Annotated in this window: 17 protein-coding genes and 6 pseudogenes; 13 read left to right on the top strand and 10 right to left on the bottom strand. The window is 69.8% G+C overall.

The window, feature by feature from the left end; all coding sequences use genetic code 11:
- Positions 1-22 precede the first annotated feature (22 nt).
- The gene (locus tag AMK21_RS32680; protein WP_073882776.1) at positions 23-829 is read right to left on the bottom strand and encodes a GNAT family N-acetyltransferase; all 807 of its coding nucleotides are present in this window, start codon (positions 827-829) and stop codon (positions 23-25) included.
- A gap of 154 nt (positions 830-983) precedes the next feature.
- On the opposite strand from AMK21_RS32680, the gene AMK21_RS32675 reads away from it, so the two are divergent.
- Positions 984-1,739: a restriction endonuclease gene (locus AMK21_RS32675; protein WP_073882775.1), complete on the top strand. Its 756-nt coding sequence runs from the start codon at positions 984-986 to the stop codon at positions 1,737-1,739.
- Here AMK21_RS32675 and AMK21_RS32670 read toward each other — a convergent pair.
- A complete protein-coding gene (locus AMK21_RS32670) occupies positions 1,726-2,541 on the bottom strand; it encodes a TetR family transcriptional regulator (RefSeq protein ID WP_073882774.1) in 816 nt (271 codons plus the stop codon). The two genes, AMK21_RS32675 and AMK21_RS32670, sit on opposite strands and share 14 nt — an antisense overlap.
- Positions 2,542-2,632: 91 nt before the next feature.
- The gene (locus AMK21_RS32665; protein ID WP_073882773.1) at positions 2,633-4,414 is read right to left on the bottom strand and encodes a 3-hydroxyacyl-CoA dehydrogenase family protein; all 1,782 of its coding nucleotides are present in this window, start codon (positions 4,412-4,414) and stop codon (positions 2,633-2,635) included.
- 358 nt (positions 4,415-4,772) lie between these two features.
- Between AMK21_RS32665 and AMK21_RS32660 the strand changes: the two genes are divergently transcribed.
- Positions 4,773-5,339, top strand: coding sequence for an adenylosuccinate lyase (locus AMK21_RS32660; RefSeq protein ID WP_199863334.1), 567 nt, complete (start codon positions 4,773-4,775; stop codon positions 5,337-5,339).
- A gap of 27 nt (positions 5,340-5,366) precedes the next feature.
- On the opposite strand, the gene AMK21_RS32655 is transcribed toward AMK21_RS32660, so the two are convergent.
- A complete protein-coding gene (locus AMK21_RS32655; protein ID WP_073882804.1) occupies positions 5,367-6,959 on the bottom strand; it encodes an alpha/beta hydrolase in 1,593 nt (530 codons plus the stop codon).
- Positions 6,956-7,942 (bottom strand): radical SAM protein, encoded by a 987-nt coding sequence (locus tag AMK21_RS32650; protein WP_234422117.1) that lies wholly within the window; start codon positions 7,940-7,942, stop codon positions 6,956-6,958. Before AMK21_RS32650 ends, AMK21_RS32655 begins: the two co-directional genes overlap by 4 nt.
- Between AMK21_RS32650 and AMK21_RS36500 the strand changes: the two are divergent.
- A pseudogene (locus AMK21_RS36500) lies at positions 7,932-8,553 on the top strand (transcriptional regulator); the annotation flags it as partial. The gene AMK21_RS32650 and the pseudogene AMK21_RS36500 sit on opposite strands and share 11 nt — an antisense overlap.
- On the opposite strand, the pseudogene AMK21_RS32640 reads toward AMK21_RS36500, so the two are convergent.
- Positions 8,552-8,959: pseudogene (locus tag AMK21_RS32640) on the bottom strand (serine/threonine-protein phosphatase); the annotation flags it as partial. The pseudogenes AMK21_RS36500 and AMK21_RS32640 overlap by 2 nt on opposite strands.
- A 125-nt stretch (positions 8,960-9,084) precedes the next feature.
- Positions 9,085-9,408 (bottom strand): STAS domain-containing protein, encoded by a 324-nt coding sequence (locus AMK21_RS32635; RefSeq protein WP_079181318.1) that lies wholly within the window; start codon positions 9,406-9,408, stop codon positions 9,085-9,087.
- Between the two features lie 1,244 nt (positions 9,409-10,652).
- Between AMK21_RS32635 and AMK21_RS32630 the strand changes: the two genes are divergently transcribed.
- Positions 10,653-10,991 (top strand): MerR family transcriptional regulator, encoded by a 339-nt coding sequence (locus AMK21_RS32630; protein ID WP_073882770.1) that lies wholly within the window; start codon positions 10,653-10,655, stop codon positions 10,989-10,991.
- A 366-nt stretch (positions 10,992-11,357) separates the two neighbouring features.
- On the opposite strand, the pseudogene AMK21_RS32625 reads toward AMK21_RS32630, so the two are convergent.
- Together AMK21_RS32625 and AMK21_RS32620 are read right to left on the bottom strand one after the other, a co-directional pair.
- Positions 11,358-11,513 (bottom strand): annotated as a pseudogene (locus tag AMK21_RS32625) (ATP-binding protein); the annotation flags it as partial.
- 82 nt (positions 11,514-11,595) lie between these two features.
- Positions 11,596-12,135: a TerD family protein gene (locus tag AMK21_RS32620; RefSeq protein WP_073882769.1), complete on the bottom strand. Its 540-nt coding sequence runs from the start codon at positions 12,133-12,135 to the stop codon at positions 11,596-11,598.
- A gap of 615 nt (positions 12,136-12,750) precedes the next feature.
- Between AMK21_RS32620 and AMK21_RS32615 the strand changes: the two genes are divergently transcribed.
- The 6 genes and pseudogenes from AMK21_RS32615 to AMK21_RS32590 form a co-directional block, all read left to right on the top strand.
- A complete protein-coding gene (locus AMK21_RS32615) occupies positions 12,751-13,083 on the top strand; it encodes a hypothetical protein (RefSeq protein WP_073882768.1) in 333 nt (110 codons plus the stop codon).
- 171 nt (positions 13,084-13,254) lie between these two features.
- The gene (locus tag AMK21_RS32610) at positions 13,255-13,581 is read left to right on the top strand and encodes a hypothetical protein (protein WP_143194912.1); all 327 of its coding nucleotides are present in this window, start codon (positions 13,255-13,257) and stop codon (positions 13,579-13,581) included.
- 298 nt (positions 13,582-13,879) lie between these two features.
- Positions 13,880-14,002, top strand: a pseudogene (locus AMK21_RS36495) (ribonuclease BN); the annotation flags it as partial.
- A gap of 186 nt (positions 14,003-14,188) precedes the next feature.
- A complete protein-coding gene (locus tag AMK21_RS32600) occupies positions 14,189-14,698 on the top strand; it encodes a VanZ family protein (RefSeq protein ID WP_234422116.1) in 510 nt (169 codons plus the stop codon).
- A 25-nt stretch (positions 14,699-14,723) separates the two neighbouring features.
- A complete protein-coding gene (locus AMK21_RS32595) occupies positions 14,724-15,077 on the top strand; it encodes a hypothetical protein (protein ID WP_079181317.1) in 354 nt (117 codons plus the stop codon).
- A gap of 120 nt (positions 15,078-15,197) precedes the next feature.
- Positions 15,198-15,551 (top strand): annotated as a pseudogene (locus AMK21_RS32590) (transcriptional regulator); the annotation flags it as partial.
- Between the two features lie 689 nt (positions 15,552-16,240).
- Here AMK21_RS32590 and AMK21_RS32585 read toward each other — a convergent pair.
- A protein-coding gene (locus AMK21_RS32585; protein WP_199863333.1) for an IS5 family transposase occupies positions 16,241-17,049 on the bottom strand; the annotation gives its coding sequence in 2 pieces (ribosomal slippage) (positions 16,241-16,710 and positions 16,710-17,049; 810 coding nt in all).
- A 126-nt stretch (positions 17,050-17,175) separates the two neighbouring features.
- On the opposite strand from AMK21_RS32585, the pseudogene AMK21_RS32575 reads away from it, so the two are divergent.
- The 3 genes and pseudogenes from AMK21_RS32575 to AMK21_RS32565 form a co-directional block, all read left to right on the top strand.
- Positions 17,176-17,949, top strand: a pseudogene (locus AMK21_RS32575) (ISAzo13 family transposase); the annotation flags it as partial.
- 38 nt (positions 17,950-17,987) lie between these two features.
- The gene (locus tag AMK21_RS32570; RefSeq protein ID WP_199863332.1) at positions 17,988-18,293 is read left to right on the top strand and encodes a transposase; all 306 of its coding nucleotides are present in this window, start codon (positions 17,988-17,990) and stop codon (positions 18,291-18,293) included.
- The coding region (locus tag AMK21_RS32565) for an IS3 family transposase (protein ID WP_073882762.1) at positions 18,290-18,917 on the top strand (628 nt) is incomplete at its 3' end. The genes AMK21_RS32570 and AMK21_RS32565, both read left to right, overlap by 4 nt.

The raw sequence follows: 18,917 nt of genomic DNA, 5'->3' as shown, positions 1-18,917 counted from the left end.
TCCGCCGGACACCCCCTACCCCCTACCGCACCGGTCGGTACACATACGGCGTCGTCGTCCCCAGCTCCGTGAAGCCGAGCCGGCCCAGGATCGGGGCGGACATGTCGGTCGCGTCGACCTGGAGGTGGCGGTAGCCGCGCTCGGCGGCGATCCGCGCCCGGTGGGCGACCAAGGCCCGGTAGATGCCCTTCCCGCGCCACGCGGCCACCGTCCCGCCGCCCCAGAGCCCCGCGAAGCCCGTGCCCGGGTACAGCTCCATCCGCCCGGAGCACACCGGCTCGCCGCCGGCGTCCACGGCCATCACCGCCACGAAGTCCTCGGGGGCTTCATCGAGCCGCCGCAGCACCTGGTGGAGGAGGCGGGTCCCGTCGGTCCCGAACGCCCGCTCATGGGCCCTGGCCATCAGCTCCGCCCCCGCCGCGTCGGTCACCGGCCGCAGGGTGATCCCCTCGGGCAGCTCGACCGGCCCGGCCAGCAGGGCGGCGGGCGCCACCAGCAGGGTCTCCGGCGGCTCCGGCACGAACCCGGCCGCCCGCAGCCGGTCGCCCAGGTCGGCGGGGCGGTCGTGCGCGTAGAGCTTCCACTCGAACTCCGGCAGACCGATCGCCGTGCAGTGCCCGATCTGGGCGGCGATCGCCGCGTCCGCCCCTGCCGCGTCCAGCCCCGGGTCCGACCACACCACCCCGTTCCAGTCGTCGGGGCCGCCCACCTGGCGTACGACGGGGCCGGTTCGCTCGACGCGTACGCCGGGCCCGTCCGGGCGGGCCCGCTCCCTCATCTCGCGGTCGAACAGGTCACGGGTCTCGATGGCGTTCTCGCTTGATCGCATCCGCGCACCTCAGCACAGCGGTGATCGGCAGACCAGCGGATTTCGGCCGACGCGCGCGCGATGGCCTGGCCCGCACGCGTCGAAAGCCCAGCTCGGGGCAGGTGGGCGAGACCAAGTGATCTTGAAGTGGTCAGGAAGCAGGGGTGGCGCACCGATGGGCATACCGATCCGTAGAGACAGCATGCGAAAGCGCCGGGGCCCCTTCGACCTCCGCCGCACCACCTTCGGCTTCGCCCTGATCGCGCTGATCCTCGCGGGCGGTGGGATGGCGATGCGGGCCGCCTGGCGGAGCGCCGGCCGCCACCCGCTCGCCGCCGTAGCCCTGATCGTCCTGGCCCTCGTGGCCGCCCTCGTGGTGCTGCGCCGCCGCCGTCGGGCCCGGCGGATCGCGGAGACCGTCACGGATGCCGCGTACGGGCTCGTGGAGGCGGGCATCGCGGAGCTGGACGCCGCCGAAGCCGCGCGTCCCGAGCCTCTGGAGGCCGCCGCCCCGGTCGACTACGCGGAACTGGACCCGTACGCCTTCGAGGAGGCCGTGGCCGGACTCTGCCGGCGCGACGGGTGCGCGGACGCCGAGGTGGTGGGCGGCGCCGGGGACCTGGGCGCCGACGTCGTGGCCACCACACCGGACGGCCGCCGCCTGGTCGTCCAGTGCAAGCGGTACGGGCCGGAGAACCGGGCCGGATCGCAGGAGCTCCAGCGCTTCGGCGGTACCTGCTACGCGGTGCACGAGGCGGACCTCGCGCTCGTCGTGAGTACGGGCGGCTTCACCGAACCCGCGCTCGACTACGCCGAGCAGTGCGCCATCCTCTGCTACGGCCCCGATGAGCTGGCCGCCTGGAGCGAGGGCGGCGCACCGCCGCCGTGGGTCTTGGTCGAAGAGCCGGCGTCCGGGCTCAGCGCTCCTTGAGGGCCTGCTGGATCGTCCGCATGACCTCGTCCAGCGGAGCGTCCGTACGCGCCACCGCGACGAGCACCTCGCCCTCCGTGGCCACCGTCGCCGCCGGGGCCTTGGCGGGCTGGGACTGGGCGGTCCGGCCTGCCCCGATGCCGGTGCCGAAGGTGTCGCGCACGATGGCGAAGGCCCGGTCGAGCTGGGCCTCCACATCGCCCTGGCCGTCCGCCCGGAGCCAGCGGCGCAGCACGTGGTTGTGCGCGGTGACCACGGCGGACGCGGCCACCTCCGCCAGCAGCGGGTCGTCGTTGCCCACGTGGTGGTCGCGCTCGTCGAAGTGGCCCAGCAGATAACGGGTGAACAGCCGCTCGTAGCGGGCCACCGAGGCGATCTCGGCCTCCCGGAGGGTCGGCACCTCGCGGGTCAGCTTGTAACGGGCCACGGAGACTGCGGGCTTGGCCGCGTACATCTTCATGACTTCCTTGATGCCGCGGCAGACCGTGTCGAGGGGGTGCTCGTGCGCGGGCGCGGCGTTCAGGACGGCCTCGGCCCTGACGAGGGTGTCGTCGTGGTCCGGGAAGATGGCCTCTTCCTTGGAGCGGAAGTGCCGGAAGAAGGTCCGCCGGGCGACGCCCGCGGCGCCCGCGATCTCGTCGACGGTCGTCGCCTCGTAGCCCTTCGCGGCGAAGAGCTCCATCGCGGCTGCGGCCAGTTCGCGGCGCATCTTGAGCCGTTGGGCCGCGGCGCGCGTTCCCGCGGAGGTCTCCGGGGCGTCGGGCGCGGCGGTGGCACGGGGTGACTCGGCGGGCTGGGACATGGCATGAACGTAACGCATCCGTGCAGGAGAGCGCGCCTTCGGGGGCGGGGAGCCGGAGGGTCCCAGCAGCCCGCCCCACCCGGCTCCCGGATCAGCGACGGGCATATTCGCGGAAGCCCCGGCCCGTCTTGCGGCCGAGGCAGCCCGCGGCCACCAGGTGCTCCAGCAGCGGTGCCGGAGCGAGCCCCGGGTCACGGAACTCCTTGTGCAGCACCTTCTCGATGGCGAGGGAGACGTCCAGCCCCACGACGTCCAGCAGTTCGAACGGACCCATCGGGTAGCCGCCGCCCAGCTTCATCGCCGCGTCGATGTCGTCCAGCGAGGCGTAGTGCTCCTCGACCATCTTGATCGCGTTGTTGAGGTACGGGAACAGCAGCGCGTTCACGATGAACCCGGCCCGGTCCCCGCAGTCCACGGGGTGCTTGCGGATCTTCGTGCAGACCGCGCGGACCGTGGCGTGGACGTCGTCGGCTGTCAGGACCGTACGGACGACCTCGACCAGCTTCATCGCGGGCGCCGGGTTGAAGAAGTGCATCCCGATGACGTCCTCGGGCCGCCCGGTCGCCCGGGCGATGGCGATGACGGGCAGGGACGAGGTGGTGGTGGCGAGGACGGCGCCCGGGCGGCAGACCTTGTCCAGGGTGGCGAAGAGCTGCTGCTTGATCTCCAGGTCCTCGGCCACCGCCTCCACGGCGAGGTCGACCTGGGCGAACGCGTCCAGCGACCCGGCGGCCGTGATCCGCGCCAGCGTCTCGTCCCGCGCCTCGGCGGTGAGCCGCCCCTTGCTGACCGAGCGCTCCAGCGACTTCGCGATCCGGGCCTTGGCGAGGTCCGCCTTCTCCTGGCCACGGGCGGCCAAAACCACGGTGTACCCGGCCTTGGCGAAGACCTCGGCGATGCCGGAGGCCATGGTGCCGGAGCCGGCGACCCCGACGGAGGCGATCTCGCGCCCGGTACCGGTGGTTGCTTCCGGTGAAGGGGTCAGGGGGTCGGCCACGACACTCTGGCCGCCCGGAGCGTCGTACGTGTAGAAGCCGCGCCCGGCCTTGCGCCCGGTCAGGCCCGCCTCGCTGAGCTGGCCGAGGACGGGGGCGGGCGCGTGGAGGCGGTCGTGGGAGGCGGAGTACATGGCCTCCAGGACGGTGCGGGCGGTGTCGATCCCGATCAGGTCCAGCAGGGCGAGGGGCCCCATGGGCAGCCCGCAGCCCAGCTTCATCGCGGCGTCGATGTCCTCGCGGGACGCGTAGTTCGCCTCGTACATCGCGGCGGCCTGGTTCAGATAGCCGAAGAGCAGCCCGTCCGCGACGAACCCGGGCCGGTCGCCGACGGCGACCGGCTCCTTGCCCAGCTCCCGGGCCAGCTTGGTGACGGCCTCGACGGCCGGCGGCGCGGTGAGCACCGAGGAGACGACCTCGACCAGCTTCATCGCGGGCGCCGGGTTGAAGAAGTGCAGGCCGAGCACGCGCTCGGGGTGCTGCGACTCGGCGGCGAGCCGGGTCACCGACAGGGCGTTCGTCCCGGTGGCGAGGATCGCGGTGGGTGAGACGACGGCGTCCAGCTCCCGGAACACCTGCTGCTTGATCTCGTACGTCTCCGGCACGACCTCGATGACCAGCTCCGCCCCGGCGGCGGCTTGGAGGGTGTCGTACGTACGGAACCGGGCGAGCGCGTCGGCCCGCTCCCGCTCGGTGATCCGCCCGCGCCCGACGGCCCGTGCGGTGGAGGCTTCGAGGGAGGTGACGGCCTGCCGGGCGGCCGCCTCGCTGATGTCGATACCGATGACCTCGCGGCCCGCGAGAGCCAGGACCTCGGCGATGCCGGTGCCCATGGTGCCGAGGCCGACGACGGCAATGGTGGAGAGCGGGGTGTCCATCACGGGACTCCAGGGTGAGTGACGACTGTGGGAGCAGGCGCGCGCGGCGATGAGGGAGCGGCGCGTGTACATGCGCGGATGCGTGTCGTGAAGCGCGGTGGCGGGGCGCTGGAAGCACGCCCGGCCGTAAGAGGTGACGGACTCTGTCCCGGAGTCGCGTCGCACTGGAACTGCCGAACCGACAAGCACTCCGGGTGGCTGCGTCACCAGGCCACCGGAGTCGCGGGGAGTGTGTCCCGCTCAGATGAGATTAACCGGCCAGTAACGAGCGCGCCACCCCTGGGTCCTTGTGCGCTGGACCACATCGCCTTTCCCGGCCCATCTCACACGCAGCGTGTTCATCGATACGCTGAGCGTCATGGATGAGGAACTCCGTTCGCTCCTGGACCGGTCACGGGAAGAGGCGGCCGGGTCCGCCGCGTACGACCTGCTCGTGGCGACCGACGACAACGAGGTGCTGGCGCGGGTCCTGGTGGAGCCCGGGCGCCCCCTGTGGGCCCGTGAGATCGCCGCCTTCCGGCTCGGCTGCGTGGGCGACCGGCGGGCCTTCGAGGCGCTGGTGCTCCTGCTCAACCACCGCGACCCCGAGCGCTGCGTCTCCGCCGCCCACGCCCTGGCGCAGCTGAAGGACCCCCGCACCCCCCGCGCCGCCGCCGCGCTCGCCACCAACACCCTGCGCACCGCCTACGCCCTGCACCCGGTCCGCCTGCTCACCACCCTGCGGGCCCCCGAGGCGGTCCCCGCCCTGGTCGCCACCCTCCACCGCCTGCTCGCCCCGGGGGAGCCGCACTGGCGGGTGGCGCTGGCCTGCGTCGAGGGCCTCGGCCGGCTCGGCGACGGCCGCGCCCGCCCGGTCCTCACGGCGGCCCTCCCGCATCCACGGCTGGGGGCGGCGGCGGAGGAGGCGCTGGGGCGGCTGCCGTAGAGGGTCCGGGGGCCCGTCTTCCATTGACTAGTGGCGCGGCCCCAGCAGCCCGTGCAGGCGGCTGCCCGCGCTGTTGTCCACCGACTGGGCCGCCGCCTTCGCGGCGGGCAGCGGCTTCGGGTCCGGGAGGGCCGCGCAGACCGCGTCCGCCTCGCCCTCGCCCCGGCCGCGCGGGACGGTCCCGTCGGTCAGATAGGCCGTCAGGTGCTTGTCCAGGCAGGCGTTGCCGCTGAGCGTGATGCCGTGGTTGCCGCCGCCCTCCTCCACCACGAAGCTGGACCCCTTCAGCTTGCGGTGCATGCTGACCGCGCCCGCGTACGGGGTCGCCGCGTCGCCCGTCGCCTGGAGGATCAGGGCCGCCGGGAGGCGGTCGTTGGCCACCTGGACCGGGGTGAGCGGCGCCACCGGCCAGTCGGCGCACGGCGCGTTGTACCAGGTGTTGTTCCACGCCATGAAGGGCGCCTTGTCGTGGATCCGGCGTACGTCGTTGCGCCAGGTGCTCCAGTGCCGGGGCCAGCCGGCGTCGCGGCACTGGACGGCGGTGTAGACGGAGTAGCTGTTGTCGCCGCCCGTGCCGGTCGCGCCGAAGTTCTCGTACGCCTCGACCAGCGCCTCGGTGTCCTGGTCGTTCACGTACGCGGCGAACGCCTCGGCGAGGTAGGGCCAGTAGCCGTTGTAGTACCCGCCGGGCAGGAACGTGTCCTCCAGCTCGCTCGCCCCGACCCTGCCGTCCACCGGCTCCGCCGCGACGGCCGCCCGCATCCGGTACCAGGCGGCCTCGACCCCGGCCGGGTCGGTGCCGAGCCCGTACGTCGCGTCGTGCTTCGCCACCCAGGCCGCGAACGCCTTGTGGCGGTCGTCGAAGGCGTAGTCCTGGTTGAGGTTGCCCTGGTACCAGACGTCGTCGGGGCCGACGACCGAGTCCAGGACCAGGCGCCGCACCCGCTCCGGGTGCAGCTTCGCGTAGACCGCGCCCAGGTAGGTGCCGTACGAGTAGCCGAAGTAGTTGATCTGCTCCGAGCCCAGCGCCCGGCGGATCGCATCGAGATCCTTCGCGGCGCTGACGGTGTCCATGTACGGCAGCACGTCGCCGTGCTTCTCGCCGCAGGCGCGGGCGAAGGCGGCGGCCCGGTCGCGGTTGATCCGCTCGTCCCGGTAGGAGGCGGGCACCGAGTCCGGGCGCACCGGGTCGGAGTGGCCGGGCAGGCAGTTCAGCTTCGGGGTGCTCTTCCCGACGCCGCGCGGGTCGAACCCGATCACGTCGTACTGCGACGCCACCTTCTTCGGCAGCGCCGAGGCCACGAACCCGGCCATCGACAGGCCGCTGCCGCCCGGCCCGCCCGGATTCACCAGCAGCGGGCCCTGGAAGGTCTTCGCGGTGTGCGGGATCCGGGACAGGGCGAGGGTGACCCGGCGGCCCGAGGGGTCGGCGTGGTCCAGCGGGGCGTCGACCTTCGCGCACTGGAGCGTGGGATGGTTCTCCGTCGGACAGTCGGTCCACGCGAGCTCCGGGGCGGGCGGCGCGCCCGTCCCCGAGGCGGCGGCCGGGGCCGGAGCGGCGGCCAGCAGACCGGCGACCGTCGCACCGGCGGCGACCAGAATTCCTGCACGTTTCGTCATGGTGCCTCCCGAGGTGGAGGGGACGCGGCGGCGGATGACCGGTCCCCGCCGCATGCTCCCCGAGATCCACCGGCCGGGGGCCGTTTCCGCGCGGAGTTGACCCGTACGGTCACGCGATCGGGTCTGCGGGAGGTGGTGAGGGGCGTGTTTACGGCGTCAGAGCAGGGTGAGTGCGTCGGTCCCGGCTCCGGCTCCTCCGGTGTCCGTACCGGGGTGATCCGGCGGGCCTCGCCCCGGTGCGCCGGGCCGATCCCGAACTCGTCCGCCAGTTCGTGCACCTGACGGGTGATCCGGCGCTGATACCAGGTGGGGGCGTACGCCCCGTCCGCGTACATCCGTTCGTACCGCGGCACCAGATGCCGATGGTGGAGCCCGAGCCACCGCAGGTACCACTCGCGTGCGCCGGGGCGCAGATGCAGGACCAGCGGGGTCACCGAGGTCGCCCCGGCCGCCGCGATGGCCGAGACGGTTGCGCGCAGCTGCTCGGGGCTGTCGCCGAGGAACGGGATGACGGGGGCCATCAGGACCGAGCAGCCGATCCCGCTCTGGGTGAGGGCGTGGACGACGTCGAGGCGGCGCCCGGGGGAGGGGGTGCCGGGTTCGACCGTGCGCCAGAGCTCGCGGTCGGTGAAGCCGACCGAGACCGAGACGCCGACCTCGGTGACCTCGGCCGCCTGCCGCAGCAGCTCCAGGTCCCGCAGGATCAGGGTGCCCTTCGTCAGGATCGAGAAGGGGTTCGCCCGGTCGCGCAGGGCGGTGATGATGCCGGGCATGAGCTGGTACCGGCCCTCCGCCCGCTGGTAGCAGTCGACATTGGTGCCCATCGCGATGTGCTCGCCCTGCCAGTGCCGGGAGGCCAGCTCCCGCTGGAGCAGCTCGGCGGCGTTGATCTTGACGACGATCTGGGAGTCGAACCCGATGCCGGTGTCCAGGTCCAGATAGCTGCGCGTCTTGCGGGCGAAGCAGTACACGCAGCTGTGCATCCCATCCTGGAACGCGCTGGACCCCCGGTTCTGGGATCACGCCGCGCAGCTGTCCCCGGCGGAGCTCGCCCGTGTCCTGGGCACCTACGCAACCCGGGTGATGACGCCCCCGGGTCGACCGCCGTCACCAGCCTGGAACTGATGACCGCGCTGCACCCGCCGACCCACGCCGTACGAGACGAGGAGACCGGCGCCCTGCGGCAGGCCGACACCAAGACACCCGGCTCGCTCGGCACGACCCGGTGGACTGCGCACCGCCTGAGGCCCCCGACGGACACCCGGTGCTCAACGCGCTGAACCTGCCGCGCTTCCACGTGCGCGGCCCGTCGGAGAAGCTGTTCGAGGAGGCCTACGACTGGGCGCAGCCGATGACCGACGAGGAGTGCACCCTGCGCTACCTAGTCGGCCTGGACGTGAACATGGCCTTCGCCGCCGGCGCGAACGGGCTGACCGTCGGTCTCGGTGAGCCGACGTACGTCAAGAACCCGGTGTTCGACCCGAAGCCGTCCGGCTCGTGGCTGGTCGACCTCTCCCACGTCGACCTGTCCCGCGTGAAGGCCGGCAAGGAGTGGGTAGAGCTGGACGGCAGCCTGCTGCCCTCCCCGTTCACGCATGCGCGGCGTCCTCGACCTGAATCAGCACATCCTCGGTCACTCCATGGAGAAACAGCTCCAGCACACCGATGGTGTCACCGCGGTTGGTGACCGGAGCCAGCACCCGGAAGCCCTCCGTCCCCTCCGGGACGTGGACGACTTTCTGGGTGCGGAGGACGTCGTCGTAGATGCCGCTGCCGGCGAGGGGGACCTGTTCGGCGCGGTCCTCCTGGGGCTCGGCGGCTGCGGCGGTGTCGTTGACCCGGAGCAGGCGTCGGCCGACGACGTCGACGAAGAGGAACGACACGTAGCGGGCACCGAACCGGGTCCGCAGATTGCGGGCTACGACATCGAGGGAGTCGACCGGCGCGGCGTCCTCCGCGGCCGCCAGTACTTCGGGCAGGGCGATCCGGTTCCGCGCCACAACAGCCTCCAGCGTTCAGGGGTTTGCGCCCGCCAGAGAGTTCGTGCCGGGTTCGAACAGCTTCACGACACTACCTGCCCCTGCCTCATGCCCCGGGTTTGCGGTGGGGACGGTGGTGGGCGGTGTCAGGCGGTGCGGGCGGCGTCCAGGGTCGGGTAGAGGTTCAGGACGTGGTCGATGCCGTAGACGCCGAAGAGGTGGGTCAGCCGGGCGGGCAGGTTTGCTATGCGCAGGTGGGTGCGCTGGTGGGTGGCCAGGATCAGGGTGAGGACGGTGGAGTCGATGAACGTGATGCCTCCGGCGTCCAGGATCACTCCGCCGTGTTCGTTGACGGCGGTGTCGATCTGTTCCTGCAGCCAGGGCGCCGTGCCGTAGTCGAACTCGCCTTGGGGCGCGATCACGGGCAGGGGCCCGGCACCTGGGTGCCGGGGGCTCGCAGGAGACGTCATGGGGCAAGTATGCCGCCGTGACGTCACTGGGAGCGTCCGAAGTGCCTGGTCCTGGCCCTGCTGCTACGAAGCGACGCCCGCCGGGACGGCCGGGCGAGGGCGCCAACCCAACGCGACCAGCCCCACGACGCGACGGGACGGACACCCGTGCCGCCCAGGGCCTGCGACACCGCCTGAACCCCAGCCCTTCCCCTGTGAGCCGCCTGCGTTCGATTACCTCCTCACGGGCCACGCGAAAACCTGTGGTGGCTGGAGTAGACATTGGGTGGCAGTGTGGTTATGGTTTCTCTCGTAGCCCAGAGGACAGCAGGGCCCGGCAGACACGAACTGCCGGGAGCATCACCGCAGTACACGTAGTTCCGTAGTTGCAGGATGTTGGACGGTTCGGTGGTGGAGTTCCGAAGCCAGAGCAGGTGCAGGACGGCGACGGAACTGGCCCCGGACCGGGTGGCCCGCAGGTTTCAGGGGCCGCCGTGAGGCTGTACCGCAGTACACGCAGTGGCACCACACAGCAGCAGGACAAAGCAGCACCTCGGTGAAGGCGTCTGGCTGTGGGCGTACGCACCGGGAGGTTCGGCAGTGGGGTTCTAAGCCAGAGCGGTTGCAGGACGGGCGACGGGGCTGGCTGCCGAAGGAGTGGCGCTTTCACAGGCCACCGAGCAGTTCGGTTCGGTGGTGGAGTTTCGAAGCCAGGGTTGTTGCAGGACGGCGACGGAACTGATCCCAGACCGGGTGGCCCGCAGTGATCAGGGGCTGCCGCACGTAGTGGCATCACACAGCAGCAGGACCAAGAGCAGTACCTCGGTGAAGGCGTCTGGCTGTGGACGTACGCACCGGGAGGTTCGGCAGTGGGGTTCTAAGCCAGAGCAGTTGCAAGATGGGCGACGGGGCTGGCTGCCGAAGCGGTGGCACTGTCGGTCCACCGAGCAGTACGCAACACCTAGTAGTACGCAGTGAAGCAGTACCAGTAAGTGATTCAGAGGGTAAGAACGGAGGAGTTGAGCGCCATCAGGATCGCCCGGGCGGAAGTACGGGGCCCGGGTACCGCAGGACATCGTGAGTGAGGTGGTCTCCGGTCAAGCAACCGCGATCCCCGCACGTCCCTTTCCCTCCCGGGTGGACGAGCGGATCAAGAAAGGCCGGCACAGCTGTTCACAGCCGGCCGATGGTGTAGCAGTTCCTTCGGGGCCCTGGTGCCAATGGCACCAGGGCCCCTCCGACGCGTGTTCCACAGGAAGGTACAGATGACAGCAGACGACTCGTTCGGCCGCCTCGACGACGACGACTACCCCGCCTACACCATGGGCCGGGCAGCCGAGATGCTCAACACCACACAAGGATTCCTCCGCGCGATCGGCGAGGCCCGCCTCATCACCCCGCTCCGCTCGCCGGGCGGCCACCGCCGCTACTCCCGTTACCAGCTGCGCATCGCGGCCCGGGCCCGTGAGCTCGTCGACGGCGGTACCCCGATCGAGGCCGCCTGCCGCATCGTCATCCTCGAGGACCAGCTCGAAGAAGCCCAGCGCATCAACGCCGAACACCGCCAAGGCCTCAAGTCGGCCAGCACACCGCCTGCGGCCTGAAACTCGGACTCTGCGTGCCCGCCGGAATACCGGCGGGCTTCACGCGTACCCGCCGGTGATGAACACCTTGCACAATTGCGACGCGAGCGTGGCGGCCGCGGTGACGCCGATGCCCCTCGATCACCGCATCCCGGCCTCGGACAGGTGCTTCACCCGCTCCTGCGTCAGCGCGAGGATACGACCGGCAGCCCTATCGCGCGTCGCTGCTTGTTCTCGGCAGCCTTCCGGGCGGCCGCTTCCCGACTGCTTCAAAAGGGCGCGGTCGCCCACCACCAGCTCGGGCCGTCACGGTGATGCCCTGACTCACCAGCTGTCCGCGTACTTGCCTGGGTGCGCCACCGCGTACGAAGTTGTGTGCACCACTACTTAGGCCACGTCGGTGTCCCGCGCGATGGCCTGGAGGCGGTTCTTGAGCCGATAGCTGTTGCCGTTGATCGGGACGACCTCGCAGTGGTGGAGGAGTCGGTCGAGGATGGCGGTGGCGAGGACCTCGTCGCCGAAGACCTGTCCCCACTCGCCGAAGGAAGGCTGCGGCGGACGCAAAGAGATCGAGTCGCCGCTCAGGTGCTGATGGCGAGCGGGCCGCTGTTTTGGTGGTCTGGGTTCAGTCGGAGGCGTGGACGGTGCCCATGACATCGCCGAGCGTCGCCGGGTCGATGTCGAAGCCTTGGTAGATTTCGCGGAGTTCCCAGGTGCCTGCGCCATCGTGGATGAATTCGGCGACCGTGGCGGCTCGTGCGGCGGGGATGCTCGCGAAGGTGTGCACCAGCAGGTCGTTGTGGCTCTGTCTGATACGCACCCGTGCGTGTGGGATGTCGCCGAACGTCAACGCGCCTGACGACTGCTGGATGGCGACCCCGACCACCACGCGCGCGTAGCGCGGGGCGAGGCGGTCGAGCTCCAGGGTCATGATCTCGTCGAAGCCGAAGCCTTGACCGGTTTCGCTATGGCGGTCCAGCGTGATCGTGCCGTCTGGTGACCGGCTGCCGAAGCGCACCAGATACTCCGGTCCTCCGGGGCTGGGCGCGGGGTCCGTGAAGGCGGCGGCGACGATGTCGAGGTCGTGCGCGATACCGCCAAGGGCGCTGGGATCCCAGGCGATGGAAACCTCGACCTTTGTGAGCCCCGTGTGGAGAGCGCTCATCAGCTGAACCTGGTCCTTTCATCGGGCCTTTGGCGAGAATCGGCCACCACGTAATCACAGAGTCACCCCGGCTGTGAACTGGACGTTGAGCCAGAGCCCGTTGCGTCATCGGTGCCTGTCAGCGGGCGCCCTGCCGCGGCGCCGTGCCGGTCGACTGGATTCGCCGCGCGGTCGTGAACCGCGAGGTTCCGTTCACAGGCGGCACTGGCGGGCAATTGCCCGGCTGTCCGGGAGGACGGACGATGTCCTGGACGTCATGAAACCTTGACAGGAATTTCAGACGTCATGAAACCTTGACGATTCGCCCCTGTGTCATGCATGGTTGACATATTGGTGGTGCTGTCTGGAGGGCGTGACATGAGATGGGTCTACCCCGAAGGCGCGGCCCCGAATGCGTCCCACGAAGGTTTCTGTGTCGCGGTACTGGGTGACGGCAGTGAGCCGCCGCCGATCCGGGGGAACCTCCCTCTTCCCCATAGTGCCGGGGACGCTGGGCCCCAGAGCTTGTGGGCCGAGTACGACGGCGCCGGCGGGCGCCCCCGAGCCGTCGCCGTCCGCGCCGGCTGTGCATGCGGATGGCGCTCAAAGGAGATGTTCCCTCTCTTCCCTGGGGACGTGAACGCGACCGAGGCAGGAAAGGACGGGGAGGGCGGTCCGCTCACCGTCTGGCAGCGCCACATCAGCCACCTCCTGGACGGCGCCGTACCCGCCGACGTACGCGCACAGATCGACACACTGCGCGAAACGATCGCCCAGCTCGCCCTCACCCGCCCACTCGCTGCCGTGGCCGCCGCCGCGCAGGTCGAACGGACCGGGGCCGCCTGCCTCCAGCATGTGGTAGCCACCGCGACCGCGACCGGCCGCAGCTGGGGAGAGATCGGCTCCGCCATGGGCATCACCCGGCAGGCCGCGCACAGCCGCTTCGCCAAGACCTCACGCCGGGGCTGACAGCCGACCTGCCGCACCCGCCCGCCGGTGCCCCACGTCAGCCTCGCCATTCAACCGCTGTTGCGGCCTCGAACGCCCGGTATGCATCGCGGCCGCCGGACACTCCCGCGCGTCGGGCCTCCGACGCGCGAGCCCGCTCGCTCAGGCACCACCAGACCCAGGGAAACCTGTATGACAGCAAGGGAGACCTGTATGACAGCAACAAGGATCTACGACGCGATCGGCGCCGCCGAGGATGCGACGTGGAAACAGCCCGACGCGGACGCCGTGCCGTCACATGCGATGACCTTCATCGCACCGGACGGGACGGAACTCGTATGCCTGGACGTGCCCGGCTCGCTGCCGACTCCGCGACCGGGAGAGGAAATCCGACTGCACGACCGGGAAGTGATGGTCGACCATGTAACCACCGCCTACGGACGCGACAAAGCCACCGGACGGGTGGAGGTCATCACTCTCGTGCTCGTCACGGCCGGTGCAGGCCCAGAAATGCGCTGACCGCCCCACAGCCGACACGTCCTCAAGCGGCCAGGGCCTCAACCGCACCGAGAAAAAATGCGCCGTGAGCTTGCGGCGTACGCGACATCACGGGCAGACGACCGCGCCGGTGCCGCGGCTTCGTGCTACCGGACGGGACGGCGACCGGAACGCCGGGACCAGCGCACGCCTTCCGTACACCCGCGCATCCGCCTCATCCACGCCCACAGCCTGCCCCGCCCCCTGCCCGGCGCACTCGCGTTCGCATGAACCCCTGACCGCCCTTACCCTCTATGTCAGCCTGGGGTGAGACGTCCCGCACGTCGGCACCTGCTATCGGCTGTACGGATCGCTCGCCGGGACCATCGTCTTCCTCGTGTGGCTGTGGCCGCTCCGCCTGGCTCTCCTCGCCGGTGCCCAGCTCAACGCCGAGCTGGTCTAAGCGCCGCCGGACACACCGATATCCTGGGACCGGACCCGGCCCCGCGTAGCGGGCCTGCCGCGTGACGTCGCGGATATCGAACGTCCAAGCAAACCAATGTGGCTAGGAGCCCTGTTAATGGTGCGGATGGTGCTGCGTAGTGAGACTGCGGCGGAACCAGGGGGCCGGGGTCCCGGGAAGCCTCCCATGTCTGTGATCGGCCGGGTACTGGCCATGCTGCTGGCCTTCGCGGCGATGGTGGGATTCGCGGTGGTGCTGGCCAGGCTGACGCTTCAACCGTCTTTGGCGTCCGTGCCGTTGACGCACAGCAACCTGCGCCCTGGTGACTCCATCCGTGCCTATCTCGGTCAGCCCGCGTCCTTTGACACGGTCAAGCAGCTCGGCGGCAATATCGTGATGGGTGTGCCGTTCGGTGTGCTGCTGCCGGTTCTGGTGCCCCGAACCCGAGGGCTGGTTCGGGTGGGAGTGGTCACCGCTCTCGTGATGCTCCTCGTGGAACTCGTCCAGGGCGCCCTGATCATCGGGCGTACCTTCGACATCGATGACGTTCTGCTCAACACCTCAGGGGCTCTTGTGGGTTACCTGCTGTTCGGCCTCTGGCTGGGCCGTGCAGTACATCCCAGGCGCCGCCACTGGTGGCACCGATTCACCAGACGCCCGGAGACTGCCGCAGACCCGGCACAAGAGGGCGTCTGAACCCGTTGGTGAGGTAGCCGATCCCATGGAACCTGTTCTTCCCACGCCTGAGCAGGCCGTTCACGTATCCGAGCATCCACGCTACTTCGTCATCGTGGTCGAGGGCGACGTGGAGAACCCGGAAGCAGTCCATGAGCTGGAGCAAGCTCTCCAGGCGGGTCAGGATTCGGGAAAACAGATCGTGGTCGATCTGTCCGGGGTCGGGTTTTTCAGCGGAGACGTTCTCAACGCTCTGCTTGCTCCCGACCGCCGGGGCGGGAGCCTTCCCTGGCTCACGGGGCCGCTGAGCCGTGGCACACTGCACCGGCTGGAGCTGACGGGAACAGCTCCGTACTTCCAGGTCTTCCCGACGCTGCTTGACGCGACCGGCGAGGCATGAAGCATCGGGGCCGACGCCGGTGGACGCTGTGGTGTGGGCGTCGCCGCCTTGACGCCGAGACTGTCAGAGTCAGCCTGACCGAGACGCCTCCTCTGACCGTCCCCGGCCGACACCAAGACGCCCGGGTCGCTCGGCAGCGACCCGGTGGACTGCGCACCGCCCGAGGCCCCCGACGGGCACCCGGTGCTCACCGCGCTGGATCTGCCGCGCTTCCACGTGCGGGGCCCGTCGGAGAAGCTGTTCGAGGAGGCGTATGACTGGGCGCGGCCGATGACCGATGCCGAGTGCACCCTGCGCCATCTGGTCGGCATCGACGTCAATGTGGCCTTCGCCGCCGGAGCCAACGGCCTGAACGTCGGCTTCGGCGAGCCGACCCGGGTCAAGAACCCGGCGTTCGACCCGAAGCTGCCCGGATCCTGGCTGGTCGACCTCTCCCACGTCGATCTGTCTCGCGTGAAGGCCGGTAAGGAGTGGTCCGGGGGCCGGCTCCTCCGGCGGCTTTGTCACGCCGGAGGAGCCGCAGCTGGTCGGCCCCCATCGGCGGGAGACGAGAAAGGGCCGTCCCGAGCTGTTCTTCAGCTCTCCCTGATCCATACGGTCAAACACCCACGCTTCGCCACTCCTCGCATCCCGCGATCTGCGCACGAAGGTTTGGAACGGCCTGACCTGCAATTTTCCAACCGGAACCTATGAGTGGAACAGGTCCGGGCTGTGGTTGTCCCGGCTGTTCCACTGGAATGCGTTCGCCAGGAGGACGTCGCGGCCCGCGTAGCTACACGCCTCGCGCGGGGGTCGTTTCTGAAACCGGCCCCGATCCCACGCCTGTTGGAACCGGTGCCGCTCTGCCAGGAGCTGGGCGAGCGGGAGCGATCTCCAACGTCGTGTGCCGGTTGGAACGCCGGGAGGGCAGTTGGAACTCGCCGGAAAACAGGCTGCCGGTGGGGGTGCCGGACCGGCGAGGAGTGTTCGCCGGTCCGGCAGTGCCCGATCATGCCGCAGGTACCGGTCCCGGGGCACGGGAGGGCACCGGTCCTCGGTCAGCGTGGCGCCGGTACCGCGTACTGACGCGGCGCTAAGGGATTGCAGATCATTAACACGTTGTTTTGATCTTGTTGTCCTCAGGGGTCGGGCCTTGACCCAAGGCCGGGTAGTTACTGATCGTTTCAGAATGAAGTTCTGAGTCGTCTCAAGCAGATGATGCTGCAGGCGAGTTGGAGTAGTCCGAGGTGGAGGTCGGCGCGTATCTCGTAGCGGATGCGCAGTCGCTTGAACTGGTGGAGCCAGGCGAAGGTCCGCTCGACTACCCACCGGGTCTTGCCCAAGCCCGAGCCGTGCGGGGTGCCGCGCCGGGCGATCTTGGGTGTGATCCCACGTGCGCGGACGAGACGCCGGTATTTGTCGTAATCGTAGCCGCGGTCGGCGAACAGCCGCCGGGGTCGGTGGCGTGGCCGGCCGCGCAGTCCGCGAATGTGGGGTATGGCGTCCAGCAGGGGCATGAGCTGGGTGACGTCGTGACGGTTTCCGCTGGTCAGAGAGACGACGAGCGGAGTGCCGTGCCGGTCGACGATGAGGTGGTGCTTGCTGCCGGGCCGCGCGCGGTCGACCGGCGAAGGTCCGGTGTGAGCCCCCCTTTGAGCGCCCTGACGTGCGAGCCGTCGATCGCGGCGTCGTCCATCTCCAGCAGGCCCTCTCTGCGTAGTTCCGCGAGAAGTACCTCGTGCAGGCGGGGCCACACACCAGCCTCGGTCCAGTCCCGCAGACGTCGCCAGGCCGTCACCCCACTGCAGCCCACCAACTCTGCGGGAACGTCCCGCCAGCTCACGCTCGTGCGCAGCACGTAAACGATGCCCCGCAGAGCAGCACGGTCATCCACCGGCAACCGACCCGGATACCGATGCCGCCGCGCTGGCCGAGCCGGAAGCAGCGGGGCGACACGTTCCCACAGATCATCAGGGACAAGGTCAGCAGACACACAGCAGATCTTGCCGATGGCTCCGGCAACTGACAACTAGCCAGACAAAGTTCATTCTGAAACGATCAGTTAGGGCTTGCCGGGAAACAAGCCGTCGCTTCCGTGGTCGAGCGTCGTTGTTGTGGTATGGGCATTCCGGAGGGGGCCGCGACCGAGCTGGCGGCGAAGTTCGAGGCGCTGTTTCCGCACCTGGACGAGCGGCAGCGTCGGCTGGTCATAGGAGCGGAGGCACGGTCGCTGGGCCATGGGGGGATCTGTGTCGTTGCCCGTGCCGCCGGGGTGCGTGAGGGCACGGTGTCACGCGGGGTGTCTGAACTGGAGTCCGGCGAGGCGCCGTTAGGGCGCGTGCGCCGGCCGGGTGGAGGCCGCAAGCGTGCGGTGGACCTGGATCTGGGCCTGCGGCCCGCGCTGCTGGCCTTGGTGGAACCGGATGTACGCGGGGACCCGATGTCGCCGCTGCGCTGGACGACGAAGTCGACCCGGCAACTGGCTGCCGAGCTGACCCGGCAGGGCCACCGGGCCTCGGCGGACACCGTGGCGGCCGTGCTGCGTGAGGAGGGCTTCAGTCTCCAAAGCAACGCCAAGACGGTCGAAGGTGCCCAACACCCGGACCGCGATGCGCAGTTCCGCTATATCAACGACCAGGCCAAGGACTTCCAGGCCGCCGGAGACCCGGTGATCAGCGTGGACACCAAGAAGAAGGAGTTGGTCGGCAACTACAAGAACGCCGGCCACCAGTGGCGTCGCGAAGGTGATCCGGTCCGGGTTCGCACCCATGACTTCCCCGACGCCGATCTGGGTAAGGCGATCCCGTACGGAATCTACGACCTGACTGCGGACGCGGGCTGGGTCAACGTCGGCACGGGCCTTGACCCCGGGTTTTGGACACCGGAGACACTTGGATCTTGATGGTCCAGGAGAACGGAGTCCCCGTGGGGATGAAGCACTACCCCGCCGAGTTCAAGGCGGACGCCGTCGCGTTGTACCGGTCGAGGCCGGGAGCGACGATCAAGTCGGTCGCCGCTGATCTCGGGGTGAACACCGAGACGCTGAGGAACTGGATCCGGGCCGCCGACGGCCGCCGACCTGGCGCCCATTCCGCCCCGCCGGCCACCTCGCAGGCCGTCGGCGACGCCGTTCAGGCGGAGCTGGCCGCCGCCCGCAAGAGGATCCGCGAGCTCGAAGAAGAACGGGACATTCTCCGCAAGGCGGCCCGGTATTTCGCGACGGAGACGCGCTGGTGAATCGCTACCAGTTCGTTGACGATCACCAGCGCCGTCACGGCGTGAAGCGGCTCTGCGACACCCTCGGCCTGGCCCGTTCGAGCCTCTACTACTGGCGTCGCACCGCGGCAGCACGGGCGGCCCGCCAGGCCGTCGAAGCCGGGCTCGCGGCCCGGATACGCAAGGCCCACCAGGACTCCGACGGCACCTACGGAGCCCCCAGGATCACCGCGGAGCTCCGTGACGAGGGCGGCCCGGCGGTCAACCACAAGCGGGTCGCCAGGATCATGCGGACCATCGGGCTCGAGGGAGTCCGTCTGCGCCGCCGGCACCGCACCACCGTCGCGGACCAGGCCGCGTCGAAGGCACCCGACCTGATCGGACGCGACTTCACCGCAGCCGACGTCAACAGAAAGTACGTCGGCGACATCACATACCTGCCGGTCAGCGGCGCGAAACCGCTCTACCTCGCGACCGTCATCGACTTGTGCTCGCGCCGGCTGGCCGGGTGGGCGATCGCCGATCACATGCGAACCGAGCTCGTCATCGACGCCCTGGCGGCAGCCGAGCGGACCCGTGGAAACCTGGCCGGAGCGATCATGCACACAGACCACGGATCCCAAGGCGGATTCAATCCGTCGTCGC

Origin of the sequence: Streptomyces sp. CB00316, assembly GCF_001905595.1 — a bacterium.
Classification (GTDB): Bacteria; Actinomycetota; Actinomycetes; order Streptomycetales; family Streptomycetaceae; genus Streptomyces.
This window is presented reverse-complemented; position numbering and strand designations above follow the sequence as displayed.